At 35.5% G+C, this 17,284-nt stretch carries 13 protein-coding genes; 12 read left to right on the forward strand and 1 reads right to left on the reverse strand.

Features of this window, described 5'->3' with window-relative positions; translation table 11 throughout:
- Window positions 1-65 precede the first annotated feature (65 nt).
- The 5 genes from QE429_RS12630 (at window position 66) to QE429_RS12650 (ending at window position 5,502) form a co-directional block, all read left to right on the forward strand.
- Entirely contained in the window at window positions 66-956 is an 891-nt protein-coding gene (locus tag QE429_RS12630) for an ABC transporter permease subunit (protein WP_307287370.1), read from the forward strand.
- Window position 957: 1 nt separating this feature from the next.
- Entirely contained in the window at window positions 958-1,908 is a 951-nt protein-coding gene (locus QE429_RS12635) for an ABC transporter permease subunit (RefSeq protein ID WP_307287371.1), read from the forward strand.
- Window positions 1,909-1,947: 39 nt separating this feature from the next.
- The gene (locus tag QE429_RS12640; RefSeq protein WP_307287372.1) at window positions 1,948-2,883 is read left to right on the forward strand and encodes an ABC transporter permease subunit; all 936 of its coding nucleotides are present in this window, start codon (window positions 1,948-1,950) and stop codon (window positions 2,881-2,883) included.
- A 58-nt stretch (window positions 2,884-2,941) separates the two neighbouring features.
- Entirely contained in the window at window positions 2,942-3,109 is a 168-nt protein-coding gene (locus QE429_RS12645; RefSeq protein WP_307287373.1) for a hypothetical protein, read from the forward strand.
- A gap of 236 nt (window positions 3,110-3,345) precedes the next feature.
- Entirely contained in the window at window positions 3,346-5,502 is a 2,157-nt protein-coding gene (locus QE429_RS12650; protein ID WP_307287374.1) for a sensor domain-containing protein, read from the forward strand.
- Between the two features lie 71 nt (window positions 5,503-5,573).
- Here QE429_RS12650 and QE429_RS12655 read toward each other — a convergent pair whose 3' ends face one another.
- A complete protein-coding gene (locus tag QE429_RS12655; RefSeq protein ID WP_307287375.1) occupies window positions 5,574-5,882 on the reverse strand; it encodes a hypothetical protein in 309 nt (102 codons plus the stop codon).
- A gap of 150 nt (window positions 5,883-6,032) precedes the next feature.
- Here QE429_RS12655 and QE429_RS12660 point away from each other — a divergent pair, with 150 nt between their 5' ends.
- From QE429_RS12660 to QE429_RS12690, 7 genes are all read left to right on the forward strand, one after another.
- Entirely contained in the window at window positions 6,033-6,824 is a 792-nt protein-coding gene (locus QE429_RS12660; RefSeq protein WP_307287376.1) for an HAD family hydrolase, read from the forward strand.
- Between the two features lie 204 nt (window positions 6,825-7,028).
- Window positions 7,029-8,255 carry a DUF438 domain-containing protein gene (locus QE429_RS12665; RefSeq protein WP_307287377.1) on the forward strand — a complete coding sequence of 409 codons (1,227 nt, stop codon included), beginning with the start codon at window positions 7,029-7,031 and terminating at the stop codon, window positions 8,253-8,255.
- A gap of 151 nt (window positions 8,256-8,406) precedes the next feature.
- Window positions 8,407-9,096 carry a BsuPI-related putative proteinase inhibitor gene (locus QE429_RS12670; protein WP_307287378.1) on the forward strand — a complete coding sequence of 230 codons (690 nt, stop codon included), beginning with the start codon at window positions 8,407-8,409 and terminating at the stop codon, window positions 9,094-9,096.
- 370 nt (window positions 9,097-9,466) lie between these two features.
- Entirely contained in the window at window positions 9,467-13,810 is a 4,344-nt protein-coding gene (locus QE429_RS12675) for an alpha-amylase family glycosyl hydrolase (RefSeq protein ID WP_307287379.1), read from the forward strand.
- Between the two features lie 147 nt (window positions 13,811-13,957).
- Window positions 13,958-14,677: a DUF421 domain-containing protein gene (locus QE429_RS12680; RefSeq protein ID WP_307287380.1), complete on the forward strand. Its 720-nt coding sequence runs from the start codon at window positions 13,958-13,960 to the stop codon at window positions 14,675-14,677.
- 235 nt (window positions 14,678-14,912) lie between these two features.
- Window positions 14,913-16,268: a branched-chain amino acid transport system II carrier protein gene (gene brnQ / locus QE429_RS12685; protein WP_307287381.1), complete on the forward strand. Its 1,356-nt coding sequence runs from the start codon at window positions 14,913-14,915 to the stop codon at window positions 16,266-16,268.
- Window positions 16,269-16,400: 132 nt separating this feature from the next.
- Window positions 16,401-17,279, forward strand: a complete 879-nt coding sequence (locus QE429_RS12690) for a LysR family transcriptional regulator (protein ID WP_307287382.1) — start codon at window positions 16,401-16,403, stop codon at window positions 17,277-17,279.
- Window positions 17,280-17,284: the final 5 nt, after the last annotated feature.

The raw sequence follows: 17,284 nt of genomic DNA on the forward strand, positions 1-17,284 counted from the left end.
AAATATAGCCTGAAAGCATGTAACTATCTACTTGGATTTTACGTCTATTAGGAAAGCGAAAGAATTTGAAATTAAAAACTTTAACAAAGGATGTTGTTATGAAAGGGTTAAGGATAATTAAAAGATTGTTTTTCCTCATGATCCAGTGCTTTGTAGGGGTTGAAGTTCTTATAATAATATCTGTATTCCCGGAATTATTTAAAAATTTAACTTTTAATGGAACAAAATTTCTGCAGGCTGCTTATGACTTGAATGTGAAACTGTTTACGTTTGGGGATTTTATGTTGAGGGATCAGAAGAACTCTGTATTTCCTGTTATTTTTTATAAATACTTTGATTCGATGAAGATGTTAGCTCTAAGTTTTGTGGTAGCATGCGTAATTGCCTTTATTATTGCGTATGTCGGTCTTATTTTCTTCAAAAATAAAATAAAGTATATTAAAAGCTTTCTAGAAATCCTCGAGTCTATTCCAGATTTAATGCTTATTTTGTTACTGCAATTTGCGGTTATCATGGTTTATAAAAAAACAGGTATTAAACTGGCACGAGTTGTGACGCTAAGTGAAGAGGCCATTCTTCTGCCTGTTATCAGTTTAAGTGTGCCTATTAGTTTATACATAACAAAAGTACTGATTCATTACATTGAAGAAGAATTAGAGAAACATTATGTCATGCTGGCGAAGGCAAAGGGATTTACCTTTTCGTATATTCTAAATGTCCATGTCTTAAGAAATATAGCTGACGGAATGTTTGGGACATCGAAAACGATTTTCTGGTCTATGCTTTCTACACTATTTGTCATTGATTACTTGTTTAATATGAATGGTTTGCTTCGAGTGATGTTAACAGCTACAGATCCATTTATTATCGGGTGTATTCTTATTTTCATACCATTTTTTCTCATTTATCGGATTTATGAATGGGTAAGTTTTGATAGCAGAAAGGATACACAATAACATGCTGGTATTTTTGGTGAAAAGGAAAAGATTCCTTATCAGTGCTTTGTTTCTCATTACATTATTTACTGGAAGTATTTTGAATACTATTTTAAATGATGGTCAGATCAGGCAGGTGAAATTTCATTCAGATGAGAAGGGAAATATTGTGGACCACCCCCCATATGCACCTTTTACTGAATATTTATTTGGTTCGGACGTATTTGGCTATGATTTAGGACAGATGATGGTCGAGGGAGCGAAATGGACGATAGGTATAACTCTTACAATTGTTATACTCAGGCTGTTATGTTCCTTAGTGTTGGCTGCATTCATTTATTCTGTAAACAATAGGGTTTATAACGGTATAAAAATTCTCTTTGAACCATTTTCGGTTGTGCCGCAAACGATTATTGCTTACTTTATTTTATTCAGTGTTTTGTGGATGCCATCTGATGGATTTCATACTCCCTTTTGGTTACGAGCATTCTTCCAAGTCTTTATTTTAGTCGCAATTGCCATTCCCAACTTAACAATTCACATATCAAGTGAAATGCGACATGTGGAAAGGGAAGATTTTATCGAAGTTTCCAAAACCTTAGGTTCAAGTAAGCCCTATATCTTTTTTAAGCATATTATTCCTCATGTGTACGAAAAATGGATCATTTTATTTGGGCAACAATTTATTCAATTGTTGCAGCTTCTTGCTCATCTAGGATTTATGCAGCTGTTTTTTGGTGGCACACACTATGGGGACCCCGATCAGGATATGCCTCCTCGGACAATTTCCTATGAGTGGTCTGGTGTGATTGGCGGAGATATCAGTTATCTTTACTCACCGCACTCGTGGATAGTCCTAGTGCCAATTGGGTTCTTTATAGTCACAGCCATATGTGTAGCACTAATGAATCAATCTCTCCAAGTTTATTTTGAACATAAAACATTGCTAAGGTTAAAGAAAAATGCACAATAATCGGTTGTTTAAGTAAGCAGATTAGAAAGGATATCCAACATGGTCTTTTTATTAAAAAGAAAACGGTTCCTTATTAGTTTTATATTTCTTTTAGCATTGTTAACAGGTAGTATTCTAAATACCTTATTGAATGATGGGCAAATCAGACAGGTGAAATTTCATTCAGATGAAAAGGGGAATATTGTGGATACGCCCCCCTATGCACCTTTTACCCAATATGTATTTGGGTCTGACCGATATGGATATGATCTCGGTCATCTGATGGTGGAGGGGGCAAAATGGACTATAGGAATTACGATCACAATTGTTATTCTTAGGATGGTATGTTCCATTGTGCTAGCATCCTTCATTTTTTCTGCAAATAATCGAATTTATAACAGCATTAAAACTATTTTTGAACCATTTTCGGTTGTGCCGCAAACGATTATAGCTTATTTTATTTTGTACAGTGTTTTATGGATGCCACTTGACGGCTTTCATACTCCCTTTTGGTTACGAGCATCCTTTCAGGTTTTTATATTAGTAGTTATTACTATTCCGAGCTTAACTATTCATATATCGAGTGAAATGCGGCAGGTGGATAAGGAAGATTTTATTGAAGTATCAAGAACACTTGGTTCTAGTAAACGGTATATCTTTTTTAAACATATAATTCCTCACGTGTACGAAAAATGGATTATTTTATTTGGTCAACAATTTATTCAATCATTGCAGCTTCTTGTCCATCTTGGATTTATGAAACTCTTTTTTGGAGGAACCCACTACCCGGATGATGACACGCCTCCTCGTACAATCTCCTATGAATGGTCTGGTGTAATTGGAGGAGATATCAGTTATCTTTACTCTCAGCAGCCTTGGATTGTTTTAGTGCCAATTGGCTTCTTTATTGTCACTGCTATAAGTGTAGCTCTAATCAATCAATCAATTTCTTCTTATTTCGAACATAAAGCGATGGTTCGTGTAAACAAAAGATAAGAAAAGGAGATTATTAGGAAAGGAGGAGAATAAAGTTATATAAAAGGGGAGTGAGAAAATGCTACGAAATGTTATCGTGGTGAGGGATGATGAAGAAAGCGTGAAACAAGCCATAAGAGAAATCCTGCGTTCAAAAAATAAGGGTCATGAGGTGGCACTTGATTTAACGAGAATCAAAGATAAAGCAAGGAAGACGGAAATTATGAAGCGGTTAACAAAATATTAAAGGAGGTTATCTTAATAAAGATACCTCTATTTTTTTGTTTAAGAGTGGGTATTTTGAACTATTCTCAAATTTTGCAAATATTATTAAAAATTTATTGTTATATAAGCATAATTTCATTATACTTTAGTAAACCGAACTATTCTTACAATTTTATACATAGTTACCAATACAAAAGTTTATTGATATATTATTGTAAAATCATGGTATTCCATTGGGCAACAGGGGGTTTTTTGTGAATGATGGAGGAGATTTCCATTGGCATCTTAGATGTGTTTTTTATTTTCTTATTATGTATTGTAGTTATTTTTTGCATTATTACCACCAAAAGGTTCTCTAAACAAAAAAAACAACTTCAATTAAATGAACAGTACTATAAATCTTTGTTTGAACAAAACCCAGACGTAGTGATTACCTTCGACTTAAATGGAATGTTTATTAGTGCGAATAAAGCTGTATCTACCATATTTGGCTATTCACTTGATGACTTGATTAATAAACCATTTGTCCCCCTTATTGTGCCCAATGACTTGGAGAAAGCATTATTTCAATTTAATTCAGCGGTAAATGGCAAATCTACTAATTATGAATGTTCCGTATTTGATAAAAGTGGAAAGCAAAGGAAGATAAACGTAACCAATATACCCATCTATTTAAGTAAAAAAATTACAGGTGTCTATTCTATTATAAAAGACATAACTGAACATAATAGTGCCCAAATTAATCTTATAGAAGCCGAGGCAAAATATAGGAGTCTTGTAGAAAATTCACAAGTTGGGGTTTACATTTTACAAGGCGGTAAGATTGTATATGTGAATCCACGATTATGTGAGATGACAGGCTATGCGTACAATGAATTCATTGGATTCAATCTAACAAACTTAATTTTACCAGAGGATTTACCATCAGTTCAGGAAAATGTTGAAAAGCTGTTTACCAATGAAATGATAAGTATGACTGATCAATTTAGAATAGTTTGTAAGGATAAAAGAATTGTTTCTCTAGAAGTATTCGGATCAAAAATTGAATATGAAGGAAAAGATGCAATAATTGGAACGATTATTGATATCACTGATCGAAAAAATACCGAACAAATGATTAAACATATGGCTTACCATGATCAGTTAACCGACCTTCCCAATCGATATTTGTTAAGGGAAAAGGTAGATGAATTAATACGAGAATCAAGTGAAAATAATAACGTATTTGCCATATTGTTTCTCGATTTAGATCGTTTTAAAATCGTCAATGATACAATGGGGCATGAAATAGGCGATAAATTACTTATTGAGGTCTCCGCAAGATTAAGAGATTGCTTAGATGAGAAAGATATTATATCCAGATATGGAGGAGATGAATTTACGATTCTTCTTCCACAGTCTAATGTCGACCAAGCAAGGGAAGTAGCAAAAAGTATTTTAACTAGCTTATCTAACCCGCTGCAACTAAATTATCATGAAGTCTTTGTTACACCTAGTATAGGAATCAGCATGTTTCCTGACCACGGGTTTACATATGATAAGCTCATTAAACATGCAGACTTAGCAATGTACTTTGCAAAAAGCTTAGGGAAAAATAACTTTCAATTTTACAGCGATGATCTAGTAGACCAATCACAATACGAGTTAGATTTAGAAATCAAGTTGAGGAAAGCATTGGAACGGAATGAGTTTATCTTATACTACCAGCCGCAATTCAATCTACATACCAATCAGATTATAGGAGCGGAAGCGTTAATTCGTTGGGAACACCCAGAAAAGGGGCTGATCTCACCCGCAGAGTTTATCCCAGTAGCTGAGGAAACAGGTCTTATCATCCAATTAGGTGAATGGGCATTAAGGACTGCTTGCTACCAAAACAAGAAATGGCAGGATGAGGGTTTGCCACCTATTACGATCGCGGTCAACATATCTGCTAAACAATTCTTTCAATCAAACTTAGCTGAAATCGTCGAGAAGATACTTTTTGAAACAGGTCTTGAAGCAAAGTATTTAGAGCTTGAAATAACAGAAAGTATGACGATGGACGTTGACCGTGCCATAACAACGCTGGTGAAATTAAAAAAAATTGGTGTAAAAGTAAGTATGGATGACTTTGGCACAGGGTATAGTTCCCTTAACTATCTAAAACGGTTTCCAATTGATAAACTAAAAGTAGACCAATCCTTCATACGAGATAGTACAACAGACCCGAATGATGAGACTATTGTAAAGACGATCATTGCGATGGCCCATAACTTAAAACTACAGGTTATCGCTGAGGGAGTGGAAACAAAAGAACATGTTTATTTTCTACTTGAACAAAAATGCACAGAAGCACAAGGGTATTTTTTCAGCAAACCAGTCTCCACCGAAGAATTCGAAAAAATTTATTTTATAGCGGAAAATCAAAGGTAAGATTAAATCTACATACTAAAAGGCAATGATTTTAAGTAATGAAATCATTGCCTTTTTTCCTGTTTTTTCTATTATTGACTCAACCGTTTGAGTACTTTTTCTACAAAGTTTGCATGATTAATATCTAAATCCAATATTTCATTTCTAAAGGATTTAAAACGCCCGTCCGCTACTTCCAGTGTAAAGTACCCTCTTGGACTTAATAGGTTAATATCACCAATAATATTTTTCCCACGTTCAGGATCAAATAAATGTACTAAGTTAGGGTTGCTTGGATGTGGTCTGAACATACACCCTTGTTCCACGCAAACTCTTACAATATTACGTACCTTCGGATGAGTGATACTCTCAATTTTCTTATTAACTTCAGTGCTGACCATATTGTATCCTCCTTTCCCATCTTAAAAAAATATGAGGGTAGAGGGTGTTTCATTCCTCTTTATGAATTTAGTTGTCAGAAACTTTAGTCTTCATGTGCGAGGGATTTAATGATAAACTATTAAAAAATCATAAATCGAAGCGAGGACAAAATGATAAAAGCCATTTTTTTTGATTTAGATGATACGCTACTTTGGGACCAAAAAAGTGTAAAAGAAGCCTTTGCAGCAACATGTAGATTAGCAGTGGAAAGGTATGCCATTTCTGCAGATCAACTTGAGGAAGCTGTTCGTGAAGCAGCTAGAAACTTATATTCTTCCTATGAAACGTTTCCGTTTACACAAATGATTGGGATTAATCCTTTTGAAGGGTTATGGGGGGATTTTTTAGATGATACGGAAGAGTTTAAGAAAATGAAAGAAATTGTACCCACCTATCGAAAAGATGCGTGGACATTAGGATTATCAGCAATGGGTATCGATGATTCTGAATTAGGGGTTGAGTTAGCTGAACGCTTTCCCCTGGAGCGGCGTAACCACCCATTTGTCTATGATGAAACGTTTAAAATTCTAGATGGATTAAAGGGAAACTTTCAACTTCTTCTATTAACAAACGGATCCCCTGATCTTCAAAATGCGAAACTAGCTATAACACCTGAGTTAATTCCTTATTTTGATCATATTGTTATTTCCGGTGATTTCGGTCGAGGAAAGCCGGATCCTTCAATTTTCGAGCATGCCTTATCACGTATGTCTTTGAAAAAGGACGAAGTTCTAATGGTTGGTGATAACCTTATGACCGATATACTTGGCGCGAACCGTGCAGGGATAAAAACAGTTTGGATTAACCGGCATGATAAACAAAGAAATGAAGTCATTCCTACATTTGAAATTAAACATTTGGAAGAACTATATCCTATTTTAGAAGAATTAAAAAGAAGCTAAAAAAATGTATTTAAAGAGGACACTGCCATAATATGTGAGCAGTGTCTTTCATTATCAGGAAAATCACGAGCTATGTTCTTAAAGTTTTCACATTTATAACTATAACAATGATGTTAATCACTTTCAGCTTCATATCTAAATGGTAAGTTATTAATGCGATGCCTTTAACAACAGTATTTAGCAACAGTGAAGGAGAGTCCTGAAATGAGTGAAATGATTAATAATCGTGAACAACTAATGTCTAAAAATACAGACCGTCTTACCATATTAAAAGGGATCTTCCAAGACCTTCATAACGGAAGAAATTTAGATGAAGTAAAAGCTCATTTTGATGGGTTGATAGGGAAAATTACATTGGATGAAATCACACAGCTCCAACATGAATGTTCAGAGGGAAGTATTCCAAAAGATAAGTTAATGCGTATCTATCAGGAACATAGTGCCCTATTTCAAGGTTCAATTGAAATAGAAAATAATTCGAAAAAGCCAGAGGATCTACCAGGGCATCCGGTTCATACGTTTAAACTGGAAAATAGAGAAATTGAAAAACTGCTTCAACAACAAGTTCAAGTCCATGTGGATGAGTTTGTAAGAGACGATTCATCTGTAAACATTTACCATCTACTACAGGATTTGAACCTCTTATTAGACATTGATAAGCACTATAGTCGTAAAGAGAACTTACTATTTCCTTATTTAGAAAAGTACGGTATCTTTGGACCGACTACAAATATGTGGAGAATTGATGACTTTATTCGCGATGCTATTAAAGAAGCAAAACAAAAATTAGCCAGCTATCAAGGTGAAAGGCAGGAGATCCTTGGGGTCCTGAATTTTGTTATCGAAGAAGTAACTGGAATGATTTATAAGGAAGAGAACCTCCTTTTTCCAATGGCTTTAAAAAATTTATCTGAAGATGAGTGGATAAAAATTGCTCATGAAAGTGATGAGATAGGCTTTTGTTTAACAGGCCCTGATGAAGAATGGAAACCAGAGAGAAAAGCCTTAGCCGAGAATGCTATAACCGAAGGCTATGTTAAGATGGAAACAGGAATTTTATCTTTAAAGCAATTAGAACTGCTTTTAAACCACTTACCAGTTGATATTACATTTATTGATCATGAAGATGTCGTCCGTTATTTTTCCCACGGAAAAGAAAGAATTTTCGCCCGTACAAAAGCTGTCATCGGACGTACAGTTCAGAATTGTCATCCGCCACGAAGTGTGCATGTGGTAGAAGAATTATTGGCAGATTTTAAAGCTGGGATAAAAGACAGTGAGGATTTCTGGATCAAGTTCCGAGATAAATACGTATATATACGTTATTTTGCTGTACGGGATGAGAAAGGAAGCTACATGGGTACACTAGAATTTACCCAGAATATTGATCCGATAAAAGCTATTGAAGGTGAAAAGAGAATCCTCTCCTAAAAAATGGAGAAAGTAAAAAAAGGTCTCATCGGATAATGATGGGACCTTTTGTCTGTAAAAACTCATTTGTTCGTAGAAGTGTAACTTTATTCCTGTTTTTTGCGACTATAGTGCTGAAAACAAAAAACATGATAAATAAGGGGATAAGAAAATGGCAAACAAAAAAATATATTTTGTCATAAGCACCGCTATAGTATTCGGACTTTTAACAGGCTGTGGAACAAGTACAAAGACGAATGGCATCAATGGTGGAACGAAAACGGAAAATCAAAAGAAAGAAAAAGTGACGGCAAAATTTATTCCTTCACTTGAAATAAAAGAGGATAACCATGACATGATGGTCAAATATACAGTTAAAAATATATCCGGCAAAAAACAGACACTAACTTTTTCTAGTGGGATAAAGGCTGACTTTATTGTATACGATCAGAATGGAAAAAAAGTTAAACAATATTCAGAGGAAGTTTCCGTAACACAAGCTACGGAAGAAATCACTTTAGATAATAAAAAAGAAATGGAACAAAAATTTACTATATCTGATCTTCTGAATGGTCAGTATAGATTGGAAGTTTTTCTAACTTCAAAAGAGGAAAAGGCACAGACAGACGCAGAATTTATAGTAAAGAATTCTATTTATATTAATGGTTCAGGTCAGTATGTAGGACAAATGGATCCTCATACAATAGAAGTAAACGTTGATGGAAATAAAACCGCCTTTCAATTATCCGATGAAGCGATCAAACAATTAACATCGATAATAGAAGGTGACAAGATTTCGTATATCTATTCAGAAAAGGAAAGCGGTCAAAAAACAATTGAAAAGTTTAACATAGAAGATTAGGTAAGTATTAATCCATCAAATTCCCCACATACAATGGAGGGAGTTTGGTGGTTTTTTTATTTGAAGAATAGTTTAACATAGATTTCCTACTGAAAAATAAATTAGCAACAATTTATCTAGGTCTTATTAGAGGAACGCAGTTAATTGTACAAAGGGTCAGAAACCTATTATGTCTGACCCTATTATTATTCAAATTATTGAATTATCAGAAAAATAGGATTAAAGACATATGAATAGTGGATATAAAAAGTAGGAAAGGCCTATTCTTATGGAAATATTGGAGATGAGATAATAGCATTAAGTAAGCGTTTTCTATTTCATTTTGTGCAAACGTTTGCCTTGTTTTATCATATTTTGGGGAGGAAAAAGCATGAAAGGTAGATCACGGAAGGTAATCAGTTATTTAGCACTTTTAGCGTTAATTGTGCAAACGATTGCAGGCACGACTTTTTTTCATCCGTTGCCTACGAAGGCTGACGGAAGAGTAATAACACTTGTCGGTAACCTACAGGATGAACTGGGCGGTTCAGGTGAATGGAACCCAGCAGATCCTGCGACACAAATGACGCTACAAGAGAATGGAAAGTACTTGTTAACTGGTACACTGCCCGCAGGAAGCTATGAGTATAAAATTGCTATAAATGGTGCATGGGATGAAAACTATGGAGTGAATGGAGTTCCTGGGGGAGATAACTACAAGCTATCTCTAGATAAGGAACAGAAGGTTACGTTCCTCTATGATGATAGCACCCATCGTGTAACGGTACCGATAGAATTGCCGGATGATCAAAAACCTAGAATAGTAGGCGATATACAGCCAGAACTTAATGCAGGAGGAGAATGGAAACCAGCTGAGTCTACTGCTATATTGCAAGATGAGGACCATGATAATGTATACACTTACACCGCAAAGGTTCCTAAGGGGAAGCATGAATTTAAAATTGTCCTTGGAACCAACTGGGAGGTACCTGCCTATCCTACTAATAACTTTGTATTAAACATCTTAAAGGAGGCAACGGTGACGTTCTTTTACAACCATGATACAAAAGAAGTTTACACTGATTATGATCCCGGATTACCTGACGGCAGTGTCCAAGGAGACAAGCTCTACCATAATACATGGGATACAGCATTCCGCTCACCATTTGGTGCTGTAAAAGTGGGTGACAAAGTCAAGCTGCGACTACAAGCGAAGAAAGGAGATTTAACTGGGGCTAAGGTGCAGCTAAAAAACTATAATACTGGTAATACCATCACTGTAGATATGGAGTATGCCGGTTGGATGGATCAAAAGGGGAGACAGGTCGAGTTTTGGGAAGCAAACATTAAACCAGAAGATAAGGGAGTATATGGATATAAGTTTATTGCCCGAGACGGCGAAGGACAAAAAGAGTATGGAGAAGACGTTCAGGAAGGTGGAAAAGGTACGGCTTCTGATTCAAACGCATCTTTATTCCAGCTTACCGTATATGACCCTTCATTTAAAACACCAGATTGGATGAAGGAAGCGGTTGTATATCAGATTTTTCCAGACCGCTTTAACAATGGGAACAAAAAGAATGACGAAGCAAAGAAAAATGCCCGTGGTGATGAACCTATTGAGCATAAAAAGTGGAATGACTTGCCTGATAATCCTCGATTAGATGGGACAGAAGGGTATGAAGGTGATGCCATTTTCTCTAATGATTTCTTCGGTGGGGATATTTCAGGCATTCAAAAGAAATTAGATTATATCCAGTCACTGGGTGTTAACACACTCTATTTGAATCCAATTGCAGAGGCAGCATCAAACCATAAATATGATGCAGCAGATTACAAAAATGTTGATCCAATGTTTGGTACACCGGAAGAATTTAATGCATTTACCAAAGAATTAAAGAAACGGAAAATGCACTTGATTTTAGATGGCGTATTTAACCATGTAGGGGACGATTCCATTTATTTTGATCGATATGGGAAATATCCAACGGTGGGCGCTTATGAGTACTGGTCAGCTATTTACGATCTTGTTAATAGTGGAGCTTCAGAAGCAGATGCAAAAAAACAGGTAAGAGAGAAATTTATTGCTGATGGACAAACTTTTAGTCCATACGGTTTTGAAAATTGGTTTAATATTCAAAATGAAAAGGTGGATGGCGTCTATAAATATCAGTGCTGGTGGGGCTATGATTCGCTCCCGGAAATCAAATCAGTGCCTGGTAAAGCGGTAGATTATCCATCAGAACTAAATAATAAATCATTTGCGGATTACATTATGTATGATGAAGATTCAGTTGCCAAGTCATGGATAAAAAATGGTTCTTCTGGTTGGCGATTAGATGTTGCTAATGAAGTGGACCCTGAGTTTTGGCGTGAATTCCGTAAAGAACTCAAAACAGGTAAAAAAGATGAGCCTTTAATTCTCGGTGAAATTTGGGATGATGCTTCACAATATTTTCTTGGAGATTTATATGATTCGGTTATGAATTACCGTTTCCGAGGTGCGATGATTGATTATTTAAAGTCCGGAAATGCTGAAGGTGCTGAAAATCAACTGAATGCGGTCTATGAGGACTACCCAAAAGAAGCATTTTATGCCCTTATGAATTTAATGGGCTCTCATGATACAGCACGTGCAGCGTTCGTGCTAGGAAATGGAACAGACTCCTATGAAAGAGCAGAATTTGATAAGAACTATAACCCTGAACTAGGGATTAAACGGTTAAAGCTCGCTTCCATCTTACAAATGGGCTATGCAGGTGCCCCTACAATCTACTATGGTGATGAAGCTGGTGTCACAGGTTCAAAGGATCCAGATGACCGTCGTACTTATCCATGGGGTAATGAAAACAAGGAATTAATTAAACATTATCAAGCAATAGGAAAAGTAAGAAATGATTATCATGAATTATTTAGTTATGGAGACTTAAAGCATCTATATGCCAAAGGTGATGTGCTTGCATTCTCCCGTTCAGATAAAAAGAATGTTGCTTTAGTGCTTACAAACCGTAGCAATCAAGAAAAAACGGTAGATTTGAATGTGGCAGATTTGATAATTAATGGGATTAAATTCACAGACCAACTTGATAAAAAGTATTCTACTGTTTCTAAAGATGGAAAGTTGAGCGTGACAATTCCTGCCATGAGTGGCCGTATGCTTGTGTCCGATAAGGGACAAAACTTAAAGCGTCCTGCTGTAATAACAGACCTATCTGCTGTAGAAGGAAATCATACTGCTACACTTAAGTGGGAGGGCGATGCGAAAAAGTATGCGGTTTACCAAACAACAATTTCCGGCGCTTTTTATCAAAAAGTAAAAGAAACTTCTAATAATACAGTGATCATTGACGGTTTAGATAATGGGCGAAAATATTATTTTGCTGTGGCAGCCCTTGATAAAAATGGAAATGAATCCGAAAAGGTTGAGACTAAAGCAGCTGTTATTCCACATGTGGCGTTAACTTTTAACAATTATAAGATTGATCAAGTGACATCTCTTGTACCAGGGATTATAGATCTCTCCCAGCCAGTAACGGTTACAGCAAACTTTTTTGTTAAAGGGGAAACAGAATCAGATCAAATGGAAGGGTTGCAAGCGAAGCTTGAAGTAAAACAACCAGGAAGCGAGAAGTGGACATCAATTAGGGCTGTATATGTAAATCAGCATGAAACATCGAATGTGTTTAGTGCCAACTTCCTTCCTTTTAATGTAGGAACTTATGAGTATCGTTTTGCTTTCTCAAATGATTTAGGGCTTAGTTGGGTTACAAGTAAATCGATGACTGTAAACTTTACTATGGGAGACGATACAATTGCTCCCGCTGAAAAGGTAACTCTTGAACAGCCACAACAAGAATCTGGTCAGGTCAACCTTTCTTGGAATTTGGTGGGCGAGAATGACCCATATTTGGTGGCAATTGTGCGTGACGGTGAAATGATTGATCAGTTGTTTGACCTTACAAAACATGCTTATCGAGATATCAATGTAACTAACGGAAAAACGTATACGTATGAAGTTCGGATATACGATAAAGCCGGAAACGTAGTAAAATCCAATACAGTAACCATCAAACCAGAGTTAGTTACTGTGAAAGTAACGTTTAAAGTGAATGCACCCGCCTATACACCTCAAGGCATTTATATTACAATGCCGGGAAGTAAAAATGGCTGGAATACAGGTGCTTGGCAGATGACTCGCGCAGGAGCAGTCACCAACGATTATGAATATACGGTGGAAGCACAGGAGGGTGAAGTACTAACTTACAAATACGTGAAAAATGGTACCTGGGATCAAGAAGGTCTACCCGATCATACTGCAGCAAACACATCAGATGATGACATCAGCTATTATGGATATGGAGCACAGGGCACTGATCTTTCAGTAGTGGTAACTAACCAAGGAGGTAATCAAATGGTGGTACAAGATAAAATTGTTCGCTGGATTGATTTACCTGTGGTGGTGACATCTCATACTGATGGACAAACAGTATCAAGCGACAGTATAACCTTGCAAGGAAATGCGATTAAGGACGGGGTCCTTTCGATTAACGGTGAGCCTGTTACTATTAATAGTGATATGACTTTCTCTCACACGATTAACCTAAAAGCAGGTGAAAATAATGTAAGTATTCATATTGAACCATCTGAAGTTAGTAAAACAAAGATTTTTAAAGATGATGGTGGAGCCATTGCTAAAGCGACTAAAACCATTAATTTAACAATTAATAAGAAATAACTAGGAGGCTTCTATCCTTTCATTAGGATAGAGGCCTTTTTGCTTCCACTAAATCAATTTGTCATAGTGCAACCATCCATAAATAATTAATATTCCTATCATATATGGGTCATATTACAAGGGAGTTTTATGTTGAAAAGATAAAGGATGAATATAGTGGAAACATTAATTATTCCTATGCTTAGAACAGGTTTTGCTTATTTATTATTATTGGCAGTTTCAATCTGGATAGGTAAACAAGTAAATTCTCATAACAACCACTATAATTTTGCATTATCGATAACGCTAGGTTCTTTTATTGCAAATATGGGGTTTGATACATATTTAAAGTTAATTCCAATGTTCGCATCGTTCATTGTATTAATTATAATGTATTTTTTTACTTCATTGCTTGCAAGCAAGAGTAGACGTTTTAGGCTTTGGCTTTCAGGAGAGCCTACTGTTATCATTGAAAATGGAAAACTTTTAGATGTTAATATGAAGAAAATAAGATATTCACTTGATGATTTGAACCAACAATTAAGAGAACAAGGAATATTTGACATAGTTGAAGTAGAGTTTGCCTTATTAGAGGTTAGTGGTAAGTTATCTGTTTTGAAAAAATCAAAATATCAAAATGTAACGAAGAATGAAGTGGTTCCAGCTATTCAAAAGAATGAGGTACACATTCCTATAGAATTAGTGATGGATGGAAAGATAGTTGAGAAGAATTTTACTACCAAGTACTCTAGTGCATGGCTAAAAAAGGAATTAGAATCTCAGAACCTGCAACTGAAAGACGTTCAATACGCGGTAATACTAACAAATGGAACTCTTTTTATTGATTTATATAATGATCATTTGAATTCTCCTTTGGATGTAGAATGAAAAGGATTAACCACCAAATTATTAGGATATCGCATTTATTATATTAAAATAATATAAAAAGTAATAATCCTGTTTTAAAAAATAGTAAACTTTTGTCAGTTTTAAATAATCAAATAAATCATGAAAATAGGTTGAATTTCACTTTGCCGAGTAGTAATATTATTCACGTTATAATATTATTATGAAATTATTTATTTACGATGAGTATTGAACAACTAAGGTGGGAATAACATTTATGCAAAATAAATTAAATTTTTCAAGGTATTTCATCATAGGAGTAATGTTGTTTGCCTTATTCTTCGGTGCAGGAAATTTGATCTTTCCGGCATCCCTTGGCCAAAAAGCAGGATCAAACATTTGGCTGGCAGTTAGTGGATTTTTAATTACTGGAATTGGCTTGCCATTCCTTGGAATACTTGCAATGGGAGTTTCAGGAAGTAAGAATTTACAGGATCTTTCTAGTCGAATTCATCCAGTTTTTGGAGTAGTGTTTACATCATTACTTTACCTTACAATTGGACCATTTTTTGCTGCCCCAAGAACAGGAGCTGTTGCATATGATATTGGTATTGCCTCTTTTGTGAGTAATAGCAATGGACATGTTGGTTTGATTATTTTTACCTTATTATTTTTTGTAGTCACACTTTGGTTCTCGCTCAACCCAGCAAGAATTGTTGATAATGTTGGGAAAATATTATCACCTGCAATTATTATTCTTATTTTTGTGTTATTAATTATGATTGTTGTTAAACCTGTAGGGGTGATTGGAGCGCCCCAGCACTCATATAGCAATGGTGCTTTTATGAAAGGTTTAATGGAGGGATATAATACGATGGATGCTCTTGCTTCCCTTGTATTTGGCATAATTGTTATCAATGCAATTCGTTCTATGGGCATAACAACCTCCCGTGGGATCTTACTTGCATCAGCAAAATCGGGTATTATTGCAGTAGTGTTTCTGGGAATCATTTATGTGGGGATTGCATATCTAGGAGCAACAAGTACAGAAGTATTTGGCCTGTTTGATAATGGTGGTCCTGTTCTCGGAAAGGCAGCGTACCATTATTTTGGATCAATTGGAACACTAATGTTATCTATTATTATCATACTTGCCTGCCTAACAACCAGTATTGGTCTAATGACAGCTTGTGGTGAATACTTTCATAATATTTTTCCAAAGATCAGTTATAAGATGTGGGTTTTCTTTTTCTCATTTGTTTCCTTTATTATTGCCAATTTTGGATTATCCAATATTATAACCTTCTCTATTCCTGTATTGATGTTTCTTTATCCATTGGCAATTACCATAATGCTGTTGGCCTTTTTATCAAAACTATTTTACCATTCGCGCATTGTTTATACTACCGCAATTGTGGTTACCTTTTGTATTAGCATAATAGATGGTTTTAAGACTTTATGCCAACTCCTTGAAATTGGGTATTTTGAATGGTTGAAACCAATTGTCTCATTGTATGAAAGTGTTTTACCTCTATATAACAATGGACTTGGTTGGCTGATTCCTGTTATAGTTGCAATTATCATATCATCATTGTTTGTACGCTCAAAAAAAACAAACAACTGTTCATATTAAAAATAAAGCCGAAAGCGCACTATAAGTTTTATTGCATCCCCCTTATATGGGGGATATTTTAATTTTCTAAAGTCTTTTTTTATAATAAGTCTAATATCAAGAGAATGAGTATCAAGAGATTGAGGTGTTTTTGTGGAATTACGGCAATTAAGATTATTTATTGAAGTGGCCAAACATAAAAGTATTACGAAAGCTGCAGAGAATATGCATTTATCGCAACCGGCTTTAAGCAAGTCCATTATTTCTTTAGAGGAAGAGCTTGGTATGATATTAATTATCCGGACCAACAAGACAAGCGATCTAACAGATGCTGGAAAGGTAGTCCTTGAATATGCACTAAGAATGACAGTGCTGCTTGATGAAATGAAAACGACTTTAAATGATTTGACGAACCTATCTAGAGGGCAAATCAACATAGGATTGCCACCGTTTATTGGTAGTTTATTTTTCCCAAGGGTTATAGCTAAGTTTCATCAGGCCTTCCCCAATATAGAATTGAACATTACAGAATACGGTGGGGCCCGCGTAGTTAAAAGCGTAGAAGAGGGTGAATTTGAACTAGGGGTCGCTGTACTCCCATTAGATGAGCAGCAATTTTCTGTTTACCCAATTGTGGAAGAAGAGATGAGACTTTTAGTTTACAAAGATCATCACTTGGCCACCCGTAAAGAAGTGGAATTAAAGGAGTTAATGGATGAGGAGTTTATCTTTTATCATGAGGAATTTGCTTTAAACCAAATTATGAGGAACCATTTCATTGCATCAGGCTTTGAACCGAAAATTTTATTCAAGAGTTCACAATGGGACCTGATGACGGAGATGGTTGCAGCAAATCTGGGGATTACCATTCTTCCTCAATCTATTTGTAACAGAGCGTTTAATTCTGATCTAAAAATAATCAGGCTTAAGAATGATATTATGTGGAGACTTGCTGTCATTACAAAGAAAGACCGTTATATTTCCAATGCAGGGAGAATCTTTATTGACTTCATTCTTAAAGATCCATTATAACTTTT

The organism is Bacillus sp. SORGH_AS_0510 (assembly GCF_030818775.1).
GTDB lineage: Bacteria > Bacillota > Bacilli > Bacillales > Cytobacillaceae > Neobacillus.